General features: G+C 42.4%; 8 protein-coding genes and 1 pseudogene. 5 read left to right on the forward strand and 4 right to left on the reverse strand.

The genetic code is table 11. From position 1 onward, the window contains the following. Positions 1-180 precede the first annotated feature (180 nt). The 5 genes from QWZ04_RS11140 to QWZ04_RS11160 all read left to right on the forward strand — a co-directional run bounded on the left by QWZ04_RS11140 (position 181) and on the right by QWZ04_RS11160 (position 6,890). On the forward strand, positions 181-2,073 hold the full coding sequence (locus tag QWZ04_RS11140) for a methyl-accepting chemotaxis protein (protein ID WP_290327958.1): 1,893 nt from the start codon (positions 181-183) through the stop codon (positions 2,071-2,073). 420 nt (positions 2,074-2,493) lie between these two features. Further along, entirely contained in the window at positions 2,494-3,243 is a 750-nt protein-coding gene (locus QWZ04_RS11145) for a TerC family protein (RefSeq protein ID WP_290327961.1), read from the forward strand. Between the two features lie 811 nt (positions 3,244-4,054). Next, positions 4,055-5,014, forward strand: a complete 960-nt coding sequence (locus tag QWZ04_RS11150; RefSeq protein WP_290327963.1) for a TRAP transporter substrate-binding protein — start codon at positions 4,055-4,057, stop codon at positions 5,012-5,014. 67 nt (positions 5,015-5,081) lie between these two features. After that, the gene (locus QWZ04_RS11155; RefSeq protein WP_290327966.1) at positions 5,082-5,561 is read left to right on the forward strand and encodes a TRAP transporter small permease; all 480 of its coding nucleotides are present in this window, start codon (positions 5,082-5,084) and stop codon (positions 5,559-5,561) included. Positions 5,562-5,582: 21 nt separating this feature from the next. Next, positions 5,583-6,890, forward strand: a complete 1,308-nt coding sequence (locus tag QWZ04_RS11160; RefSeq protein WP_290327968.1) for a TRAP transporter large permease — start codon at positions 5,583-5,585, stop codon at positions 6,888-6,890. A 352-nt stretch (positions 6,891-7,242) separates the two neighbouring features. On the opposite strand, the pseudogene QWZ04_RS11165 reads toward QWZ04_RS11160, so the two are convergent. The 4 genes and pseudogenes from QWZ04_RS11165 to QWZ04_RS11180 all read right to left on the reverse strand — a co-directional run. Next, a pseudogene (locus QWZ04_RS11165) lies at positions 7,243-7,407 on the reverse strand (sigma factor); the annotation flags it as partial. A 143-nt stretch (positions 7,408-7,550) separates the two neighbouring features. Then, entirely contained in the window at positions 7,551-9,605 is a 2,055-nt protein-coding gene (locus tag QWZ04_RS11170; RefSeq protein ID WP_290327969.1) for a TonB-dependent receptor, read from the reverse strand. Positions 9,606-10,306: 701 nt separating this feature from the next. Further along, entirely contained in the window at positions 10,307-11,134 is an 828-nt protein-coding gene (locus QWZ04_RS11175) for an ABC transporter ATP-binding protein (RefSeq protein WP_290327971.1), read from the reverse strand. A gap of 14 nt (positions 11,135-11,148) precedes the next feature. Continuing rightward, positions 11,149-12,207 (reverse strand): FecCD family ABC transporter permease, encoded by a 1,059-nt coding sequence (locus QWZ04_RS11180; protein ID WP_290327974.1) that lies wholly within the window; start codon positions 12,205-12,207, stop codon positions 11,149-11,151.

The raw sequence follows: 12,207 nt of genomic DNA on the forward strand, positions 1-12,207 counted from the left end.
CTTGTCGGCAACTAGAGTCTATTGACGGCTTAGTTGCATATAAGCAAACGGGTTGTCATGGCTAGGTGATAGATTGGTTTCAGTCTTCATGTGCTGAGTGCTCAGTGACGTGAAATAAAAATAAACGACCAGCATCATCAAAATATCGCTCTAACACTTACGTAAACAGTGAGGTATAGGATGAATTTAGGTTTTAAATCGAGAATTTTCTTTGGTGTCGGGGTACTCGTTGCCGCTTCACTCATCGTGCTAGGGACGCTTAATATACTAGCGATGAAAGATAACATGGTTGGCTCTCTGGTGGAGAAAACGTCGGACAAGCTCAGCTTCCATGTTACGGAGCTGGAACAGATGATGGCGTTTAAGAGTCTGGCAATTAAGAATGGAGCGAAAAGTTTTAATCGCCAACTGACAGGTGAGGACAACCAACGTTTAGTCGAACTTTTGGCGCAAAGCTCGTCGTTCTCCAATGTCATCATGACGTATCAAGATGGTCGTGCGTTCATGTCGTTAGGCGGAGATAAACCTGATTTTCGTCAGCGTGATTGGTATAAAAATGCGAAAAGTGCCCGTGATGTTATGATTACTGGCGTGTATCAAGACCAAGTGACTCAAGAGAAAGTCGTTAGCGTGACGATGCCTGTAACTCAAGATGGGCAGGCTATTGGTGTTCTGCTTGGTGATATACCGCTGGGTGAGGTGATAAGCGCAGTCAGCAATATGCGCTTTGCCGGTGGCGCGGCGACATTGACGGATAACAAGGCGGTATTTTTTGCCAGTGATGATCCGAATGATATCGGAAAAACACCCTCTCAAATTAGTGCAAACTTCGCGGAGATGGAGCGTCAGTTTTTTTCTCAGCAATCAGGTAATTTGAGTTTCCCTTATCTTGGAATTCAGTTTGATGGCTATTTTGAGCGTGTAAATCTGACTCCCGATATGTATTGGACGTTGATGGTATTTGTTGATCAAGAGAGTGCACTCACCGTAGTCTACGCCGCAATGTACGACTCACTGGTGACAGGTGGTTTGCTCCTGCTTGTAAGCTTCGGTGCGATTTTTGTTATTTTACAATATGCTTATCGACCGCTACTGAAATTGAAAAGTGCGGTACTTGATCTTTCTCATGGGACGGGTGATCTCACTCAACGATTAAAAATAGAAGGCAATGACGACTTAGCTCACATCAGTCAGGGCTTTAATCGATTTGTAGAGAACCTTCAAGAGATGATGCTCCATATCTCTCAAGCAAGTCAAAATATCTCGGTCAGTGCCAATCAGTTGGGCACTACGGCGCGTGAAAACGAAGCAAGGCTGGTGACTCACTCTAGTGAAACTGAACAAGTGGTTACCGCCATTACACAGATGAGTGAAAGTGCACGGACCGTTGCTGAAAATGTGAATCAATCGAATCGCATTACTGATGAGGCAAGTAAAGAAGCGGAATCATCGTTGTCTATTGTCAACAATGCGGTCAGCACAGTCACAGCATTAGTCATCGAAGTCGAGGATATGTCTAATAGCATTCTTCGGATGAATCAAGACGCGAATAAAATCAGCAGTGTGCTCAATGTGATCGGCGATATCTCTGAACAAACGAATTTGCTGGCGCTAAATGCCGCCATAGAAGCGGCTCGTGCGGGAGAGCAGGGCCGTGGCTTTGCAGTTGTAGCTGATGAAGTACGTGCGCTTGCAGGCCGAACGCAAAACAGCACAATGGAAATTTCAGACATGCTTAATCAATTGCTGGGTGGAACTGAGAATGTTGTTAAAGCAATGGATTCAACCAAAATGCAGTGCCAAGAGACAGCCGACAAAACGGCGGAAGTGTCTGAGAGCTTGACGGTCATGAGTGCATCGGTAAATGAAATCGACGATGTGAGTACTCAGATTGCTGCCGCGACAGAAGAACAGAGTACGGTTGCTGAAGAGTTAAGTCGTAATATGCTGTCGATTCGAGATATTGTTGAATCATTAGTAAGCAGTGGTCAGCATACCGTGCAAGCGACCCAGCTACTTAATGATACGAATGACGATCTTAAGCGCCAAGTGGCGAATTTTAAATTGAGTTAGTGCCGAGTATTGGTATTTATGAGCGATAGTAAAGGCGGCTTACCTTCTGGTTAAGTCGCTTTTTTACATTTGTAGAGATGAAAATCTTCAGGCTATTCGATGGATTCTGCTGCTCTATGTAGGTTTGGAGACAGTTACATTTGCGTTTATTTTCTAAGTGAACCATTAGTACACGATATAAATAACGTTATTGAAATTATTTGGCAGTGGTTCTGTCACATAGCTTTAAGAATTGGGGAGTCTACAAACTATTTTGACCTCTAATGTTACAGAGCATTACGCGTGAAAATTGACTATTGCTGAAGGCGAAATTTGGTGATTTACTTGGCTCTCCTAAGTAATAGAGGTATAAAAATTAATGGACGACCCCTTTAGTCGACTGAACACTTCACTAAGCTTCCACTCCTTGGAGGCATTATTATGATAGAGCTATTTCTACAACCAGAAACCTGGGCAATATTCGCAACGTTATTCGCACTCGAAGTCATACTTGGGGTAGATAATGTTATTTTTATTTTGATACTTTGCGAACGATTGCCACAACAGCAGCGTAAATTAGCCCGAAACTTAGGCATTGCCTTAGCGGTAATGGCTCGAATTGTCTTGGTCTTTTCTATTTCTTGGTTGATGTCTCTTACTCAGCCATTAATGAATCTTGCAAATCACGCGTTCACAGGCCGAGATCTCATCATGATCTTTGGTGGTGCGTTCTTGCTCGGTAAAAGCTTGAAAGAGCTGTGGGGCTGGTTAATGCATACGGAAATGGGGCATTCAACCTGTGCAAGGACTGGGCTTGCTGTGGTATTACTTCAAATAGTCGCGGTCGATGCTGTATTTTCGATGGATTCGGTGATCACGGCTGTGGGGTTAACTAATAATATCCCTATCATGATAGCTGCGATTGTCTCATCGGCCGTTGTTATGGTGTTAACGGCAGAGAAGATTAATCACGTGGTGACAAAATACCCAGGTTTTAAAACCTTGGCGTTATTGTTCTTAATTCTACTCGGTGGCTTGTTAATGGCAGAAGGCTTCGCGATTCATGTGAATAAAGGCTATATCTATTTTGCGATGGTATTTGGTTTGGCTCTAGAGCTTTGCCATATTCAATTGAAGAAAAAACAGCGGATAAACATCGTTAAAATTCGTCCATTAGTCGATGTGTCTTAGTTCACGTTAAACGCATAGAAAGGGGAGGTTGATCTTCCTCTTTTTCATCACGCACTTTTGTTCGTTTGACGAAACGCAATGTTATGCACTATCTCCATCCCCCAGATGTATTCAATCGCTTACCAATGAACTACTTGGCTCGTCCACAATTTTCATTTGTCTTATAAGATTAAAAGAAATCATCACTTAGGTGAGAGGTTTAAAGTTGAAAAATATGTAATTTTTAACTCTATCTCAAAATGAAAAAACTGATGACCGAGATTTATGCCGTATAAATGCATTAAACCAAGAGTTTCCATGCTAGTCCGTCCGAAATTATCGCGTAGGTGGTCATTTCGTTACGGCACTTTGAAAGAATCGATGCTGATGTTTCTGTTACTTTCAATCGTCATTTAGTGAGGGTTGTATTTTTTGTGTTTATAATCAACTAATTATTGGCATTGTGTTATGTTCTTCTTGTTTTAATGAAGTATTTAATCACTGCTTTTTCGTTTTTTTTCTAATCTCAGAGTCGGAATTGCTTCCCAATGATCCTTCTTAGTTCATTGAGTTTTATAATGATGGAACGGCTAATGAAGTCGCTCTGTATCAATAGATTGCATATAACGGCTTGTGTGGTGAGTGGTTAACTATCGATAAGGAGATAGGGCTCACAATAGAACCCATAAGATTTAAAATTTATCAAATAGCGGTCACAATACGCTCGTTGTAGTCTTGTAATACAATAATGCAGAGGCTAGTTTTTGTTCGTCCCTACTGAAATGTCCAGTTACAAAATGGATCTAATTATAATGTTTTATGGAGTAAAACTATGAACAAAGTAGCCCTAACCATCCTTACCTCTTCAATCCTTTTTGCTTGCAACGTTACGGCGAAAACTCTCACTCTTGGGCATGCAATGTCATTAGAAAGCGCCGCTCACCAAGGCATGGTGATCATGGCCGATAAAGTTAAAGAAAAATCAAATGGCGACCTGACAATTAAGATTTTTCCAAACGGTCAACTAGGTTCTGAACGTGATCAGGCAGAGCAAGTTGTTACCGGTGCAATTGACATGGCAAAAATCAATGGTGGGTTAGCAGAGTCTTTCGAACCAACGTTCAAAGTTAACGCCCTGCCTTTCCTATTCCGTGATGTTCCACACATGAGAAAATTCATGAGAAGTGAAGCCGCACAAGAGATGCTAGTGACCAGTGAAGGCAAAGGTTTCATTGGCCTTACTTTTTATGATTCAGGTACACGTAGCTTCTACGCAAAAAAAGCAATCAACTCGCCAGCTGACCTTGCTGGCATGAAAGTTCGTGTTCCAGGTTCTCCAACGATGATGGAAATGGTGAACTTATTGGGCGGTAAGGCGACTCCGGTACCATTCAATGAGGTTTACACTGCACTGCAACAGGGCGTCATTGACGGTGCAGAAAACAATATTTCTAGTTTAGTTGAAATGAAACATAGTGAAGTGGCGAAATTCTACTCTATGGATCAGCATATGATGACACCTGATGTGATCATCATTTCAGAAAACAAATGGAATTCACTAACAGCAGAAGAGCAAAAAATCTTAAAACAAGCAGCCGCAGAGTCTCTTGAAGAGCAGATCAAAATCTGGGATGCAACCGATGATATGAACAAAGCGAAAGGAATTAAAGAAGGCGTAACGTTCGTTGAAGTTGATAAAGCCCCTTTCCGTGCCGCTGTTAAGCCTATGATTGATGAAGCGAAAAAAGATCCTAAACTTGCTGCCTTCATTGAAAAAATCGAAGCGCTTTAGTTTGTATTAGTAAAAATATGATTTTGCCTTGGCGTTGCTAAGGCAAAATTTTTTGAGGTATAACTCCATGTTAGCAACTTTCAGAAACCTACTCGATAGGTTGATTCTTTTTGTCTCTTCTTTTTCATTAATGTTACTTGTCGTTACGGTCACTTGGCAGGTTTTTAGTCGTTATGTGTTGAATGATCCAAGTAACTGGACTGATGAACTCGCTCGTTATGCGATGATATGGCTTGGCTTATTAGGAGCAAGCTACTTATTTGGTATAAAAGGACACTTAGCAATAACGTTATTGGACGGTTATCTTAAGGGAAAAGCACACATAGCGTTGCATGTACTTATTAATGCTATCTCTGGCTCGTTTGTCGCTCTCGCTATGCTTCAAGGTGGCATCGCTCTAATGGGAAGAACCACACAACAGCTATCACCAGCATTGCAATTGCCGATGTCTACGGTTTATTCAATATTACCTATTTCAGCCGTTATTATTCTCATTTATTTGGCAATGAATACTATTGATCTTTTTTGTGAACCTAACAAAAAGTAAGTTTTAAAAGGACTTTATATTATGGATTTGTCCATTGGTGTTTGGCTGTTAGGCCTATTTTTATTCATGATTGCGATAAGCATGCCCATTGCAATTGCTATTGCGATGTCATCTTTGACTATCATGTACTTCATTTTACCGTTTGAAGTCGCAAGTATTACTGCCGGTCAAAAAATAATAACCGGTATTGATAGTTTCAGTTTATTAGCTATCCCGTTCTTTATTCTCGCGGGGAATATAATGAATGTGGGTGGTATCGCTAGTCGACTTATCAATCTCGCAAAGCTCTTAGTTGGCTGGATTCCGGGCTCACTTTTTCACGTTAATATCTTTGCCAATATGATGTTTGGAGCCGTGTCTGGTTCAGCTGTTGCTGCTGCTGCGGCGGTTGGTAAAACGTTAGGGCCTGAATTGGAAAAAGATGGGTACGATAAAAACTTAGCAACAGCAGTAAACGTTGCATCCTGCCCAGCTGGCTTATTGATACCACCGAGTAATTCATTGATCGTATTTTCAGTTGTATCGGGTGGAACATCCGTTGCTGCACTGTTTATCGCCGGTTATGTACCGGGTATTTTAATGGGTTTAAGCTGTATGGTTGTCGCCTATTTTATCGCCAAAAAGAAGGGCTATAAAACAAGTGCGAATGACGGCTTCACAGTTAAAGATGTACTGAACATTGTTTGGCAAGCAACGCCGAGCTTAGGGCTTATTTTTGTTGTTATTGGTGGCATTATTGGTGGTGTATTCACGGCAACGGAGGGGGCTTGTATAGCGGTTCTTTATTCTTTTTTGCTGTCACTTTGTTACCGAACACTTAAGTGGTCCCACTTTCCACTCATTTGTAAAGAGACGGTTCAGGTCACCGGTATCATGCTGTTCTTGATTGGTGCTTCAACCATCATGTCATGGGCAATGGCGTTTACTGGTCTACCAACGATGATCAGTGACTGGATGCTGTCTATTTCCGATAATCCTATTATCATCTTTATTTTGATGAACCTGATTTTGCTGATTATTGGTATGTTTATGGACCTTACGCCTGCCGTATTGATCTTTACACCTATTTTTATGCCGATTGCTGAGCATTTAGGTATGCACCCAGTTCACTTTGCAATGATGATTATATTCAACTTATGTATTGGTATTGCAACGCCACCAGTGGGTACCGCATTATTCGTCGGTTGTAGTGTCAGCGGCTCCAAAATTGAAAATGTGATAAGAAGTATTATGCCGTTTTGCGCCGTACTTATCGTCACATTATTGGCAATCACCTTTATCCCTGAAATTAGCTTATTTTTACCACGAATGTTTGGATTGATTCAGTAAGTAATTCATCCAAAAATGCATATTATTAAGAGGCTTTACTTTCATTCGAGTAAAGCCTCTTTTGTATACCCAAGCTTATCAAGATGCTATTGGCAAGTTATTTGAACTGAAATTGGCGGACCAATAAAGCAATGGCACTCAACATACCCGGGACTTGTACAAAGTTTTCGGATTGAGAGCTAGGCCGTGACGAGATTGATTCCATTGATAAATAGCATTAAACACAGACGCGAATTCGTAAGAGCAAGGTGTTCCGAGCGAGAAGAGGTAAAAATAAAGAGAGTGGTAGGTAATTACGCCATAACGCGAAGCACGTAGTGGGAAGCAAATTGTAGTGACAAAAAACTAGTCCTTAGTGGTTTTGACGGGCACGGTAGAAATACATAATCGTATTATGAGTAATGCGATACAGCCAATTCTGAAGTTTGTCTTTTGATTCAAGTTGTGCAATCTTTTGGTCGGCTTTGATATTGACGTCCTGCAAAATATCATCCGCTAAGCGAATGCTCGGGCGGTGTTTGTTGGCTAATTCTACGGCGTTATCGGCTTCTCATGTAGACTCCTACACATCAAAGCCTCTGTCTTATATGCAATTTAAAAAATCTAGTCAGTAGCTGATCAAAAAAGGCCAGCATCATGAATGCTAGCCTGAGTTTAGATTTAGAAATCTAGCTGTACTGACAAACCTACAGTACGATCTCTTTGCAGAAGCGGTGACTCACTGTAAACAGTGCCGCGCGCTTCATAGAGTATGACCTTATTGGAGTCGAGCAGGTTGTTGGCAAATAGCGTGGCGCGTCCGTAGTCGAATACATAACCAATCGATGCATTTACCGTGGTATAAGCAGGTATCTTACCTTCTTCGATATTGTCAGTGGTTGAGTAGTAGTCGCCAACATACTGAACATTACCATTGAACTCAAAGTTACCTAGCCAGTAGTTTAAGCCAGTTGCACCAGTAAAGGCTGGTGCACGAGCAAACTCTTTACCGTCATAGATGTGCTGGGTCGTATCGTTAATTTTCGTTTTCAATAACCCCATATTGGCGAATATACTGAGGTCTTCTGTTGCGAACCAATCCATAGTTGCCTCTGCGCCATACGATTTAGCACTCTCTATGTTTGAAATGGTGGAGCCAGTAAGCTGCTGCAGATCTTTATAGTCGTTATAGAATACGTTTGTTGTAAGCTGCATTCTTTGATTCATCAAGCGGTGGCGGGTAAAGAACTCATAGTTCCAAACTGACTCTTCATCAAAGGTATAAACCGTTGGAGGCCTGGTGGTAAAGCTAACCCCGGCACCGCCAGAGCTAAATCCTTTCGCTGCACTTACGCCAAAGGTGTTATTTTCGTCTGAGCTCCACGCTAAGGCTAGCTTAGGTAAAAAATTGTTGTAGGTTTTATCTAGCTCTAGTGCAAATGGCCCTGTGCCACCCTGTCTAAAGCGTTTTTCACTTTCATAGCGTCCGACCGCTGTCAGCACCAACTTTGAGCTTAGGTTATAAATAGCTTGCAGGTAAACAGACTGAGTCTTAGTTTGATCTTCGTAGCTACCCATACCATTAATAGAGTCATCTTGGCTATTACTGAAATATCGTGCTCCAACGAGAAGGTCCAGTTGCTCAGAATCAGTCCGATACCTAAGCGACGGCTCGATATGGTATTCCTTCCCTTGGATATCGGCAGCAAATCTCTCACCTTTTGGAACAATACGCTCAATTTCAAAGTCGGTGTAGTTGGTGTTAAATGTTAGCTCGATATTGGATGTCGCATCGTAATTTAGATCCCATACATAGCTATTGGATTTTCCTTCAAATACTGGCCGCGTTGAAGGAAATGCAGCATTTGGTGAATCATCAGGTTCATATTCCCCTTGTGGGGAACGGATGTTATTTCGTGAAATGGTGAGAGTTGAAGAAAGTTCTGGGATCTTGCTTGGCTCTACCAGTAGTTTCGCTCGAATGACATTCGACTCAATTTCTTTTGAGTTTCCTGCCGGGTCGTAACTAACCAGTGCTACGGCACTTTCTTTATACTGTCGATCGGCACTGATACGTAGCGCTACTTGGTCATCCACAAGAACATCATTATATACAAGAGCGGTTTGTTGGTAGCCATGATTTCCCAAGCCACCTTTAGCTGAAAACTGACGCTCAAAAACAGGGTCGTTGGATACCAATACCACAGTTCCTGCAATGGAGTTTCGACCTTGGATATAGCTTTGCGGGCCAAGATAAACCTCTGCTTGCTGCATATCCCACATTGAGCTTGTACCATAGGCGAGTTCATTATAGGAGAGTGTGCGCCCATCTAAAGAGACATTTAGTCTTGGTTTAGCTCCAGAAATAAAGGCCGCTGCGCCAACTCCCGGACCAGAACCATCTACCCCTCGTATTGTAGCAACCTGATTACCATAGCCAGTATCGACAATGTTTGGGCTCATTCTCAGCAGATCTTGAGTTGAGTTAATGCCCTTTTCCTGCATTGAGTCTTGGTCATAAACCACAACACTTGCGCTGGTTTCTTGGAGCGAACGTTCGGATTTGTCACCGTATACCACTAGAGTAGGTACTGTTCCATCTTTGGTCTCTTCAGCGGCAACAGCAAGGTTAGTCTGTATGCCAAAACAGGCAACGGCAATTGATGCTGCGAGGGCGCTGAGATGGTGTCTGTTTGGCTGGCTTTTCGTTAAGCGCTCCATGCGCAATAATTTCATTTGGTCATTCTCCTAGGTTGTTACCAGTCGCCGTATTGCAAGCAGCTATGTCTTGCATTCCCTCTATCTTGAGTTTTGGGTGATACGGCAGTAGCACTGCTTTATTAATTTTCTAACACGTCTAACACGTCTAACACGTCTAACACGTGACAATAGTCATGATCTATATAGGTGTTCCCCCTGATACGGGCTTTTTTCTGGTAGGGCATATCCTTGAATCTTATGGCCTAGTTATCGTGTTATATAGATTATATATTTAATAATAGTTATCATTTACATTGTGTATGTTACTAAGAGTTGTAGGCTTATACTTCTGAATTTGTGCTGTTCGAGCAGGCAAGCTAACTGAATTATGGAAAGTCGCTAAGATAGTAAGTTAAGCGGAAGATAGACTGAATATAGTGCTGAGCTGTTACTATATTATTTAGTTAAAGATCATGGTTTTAATCTTTATTTTTGTTTTGCCATCTGTAGTTTTAATAGCCAAGTATCGAGCAAAGATAAATGCTTTGGTAGCCGTTGATCTAGCTAATTCATTCTTAAAAGATAGCTATGCTCTGAGGAGTTTATGAGATGCTCCATCAGGGCATTGTGTTCCCGGGTATCTAAGCTCGGTTAACATTGATAGCGTCATATTGCTTAATGAAGTGTCCAGTCCTGCTAGTGCAGAACAATTCGAATACTATTTGGTTTAATTCTGCTTATACTACATCGGGTATCATGGGCGCTTTGGGTACAATCATTGGAGTGTTTGTAACGGGGTCTTGAATAATTAGGCTGTCTAGGCCGAACACTTGCTTAATTAGCGACTCTGTCATGAGTTCTTCAGGGGAGCCCTGTGCGACAACTTTTCCACCGCTTAATACAATCAAATTATCGGCATAGCGACAGGCTTGATTTAAGTCATGTAATACAGCAACGACAGTATTTCCCCGCTGTTGGTTCAGCTTTTTAAACAGCTCTAATAATTCCAGTTGATGGGATATATCTAGATAGGTAGTTGGTTCATCAAGCATTAAGATGGGTGCTTGCTGTGCTAGCAACATAGCAATCCATACTCGCTGTCTTTGGCCGCCTGATAGTGCATCCACTGCAAGTTCGGCAAATTCTTCGACTCGGGTAATGCGCATGGCTTGCTTTACTGCTTGCTCGTCTTTGATACTCCATTGGCTAAACAATCCTTGATGAGCATGGCGGCCTCGTGCAACTAACTCAGCGACGGTAACCCGTTCCGGCTTAGGAGAACTTTGTGGCAAAAAGCCTAATCGCTTAGCGATATCCTTGCCTGGCATTCGCTGTATCTGTTCACCATTAAGGACTACATGCCCCTGTTTTGGCTTAAGTAATCGGCAGAGACTTTTTAATAAGGTCGACTTTCCACAGCCGTTTGGGCCAACAATCACGGTGAGCTTCCTATTAGGGATAATAACATCTAGTGCTTCACATATAATCTTAGAGCCATAGCCAAGTGTTAGGTTTTCCGCACCTAGCGATAGATTTTCAGCAGTTACTGAGTTAAAAATAGTCATAATATATTACTTAGTTAACGAGCTCTGATTAGGAGCCAAAGCAGATAAAATCCACCAATAATCCCGCACACTCTTCCTATTGGTAAGTTGATATCCGATGGTATCAATTGAGTGATCAGATCAGCGATAAGCAGTATCAATGCTCCCATCAGGGCGGAAGAAACAAATGGCAGGTTAGCGGTGTTTCTCAATCGAAGCGCCAATTGTGGTGCAGCCAAGGCGATAAAGGCGATAGGCCCAGTTGATGCTGTTGCTAGTGCAGCAAGTGATACACCCAGTAAAGTCATGATCAAGCGTAACTTTAGTACCCGTATGCCAATTGAACGAGCGCGTAACTCGCCTAACTCTAAGCCTACTATTTCCGCTGAAAATAGCTTTGTTATCGGCAACAATAGTACGACTCCGGCTAACACGGGTAGCGCATGATCCCAAGTTCTGGCATGGAGCGAACCGGCTAGCCATAGGTTGGCGGAGATAGCACTATCTATCTCCCCTTTGACCAGCAGAAGGCCATTAAATGCACTTAGCATTGCCCCAACGCCTATTCCGGTTAGTACCATTTTTTGACGCTTGATGGTGCCACCTTGGTAGGATAATGTCAGAACTACCGCAGCCGTTGCGAGTCCGCCGACAATTGCCCCAAGAGCTACCTGAATAGAGTCACCGGCAAAGTAGATGATCTGAATCAGTGCGCCAGTTGCGGCCCCAGAGGTAAAACCAATAATATCGGGAGAACCTAAGGGATTACGAGAAATCGACTGAAAGATTGAACCTGCGATCCCAAGAGCAGCACCGGCAAATACAGCGGTAATAACTCTCGGTAAACGGATGTCCCATAGGATTTTAGCTGGAAAAGCAGATTCGGCATTTTCCGGAGTAATCAATATCTCGATAACTTGGGCAATAGTAAGGGGTAATTTACCAACGCTTAATGCAAATAAAATCAAAGCGCACAGAGCGAGTAACATTGCTCCTGCAATCGACACATTCTTAATATTTACTACAATAGAGGCTGACTTGTAGCGCAGGGCGTACATTTGTCGAGAAGTAAGCACTTTTGTAACAGTAAACAC

The sequence above is a fragment of the Vibrio tapetis subsp. quintayensis genome, from assembly GCF_030409945.1.
GTDB classification, from domain to species: Bacteria; Pseudomonadota; Gammaproteobacteria; order Enterobacterales; family Vibrionaceae; genus Vibrio; species Vibrio quintayensis.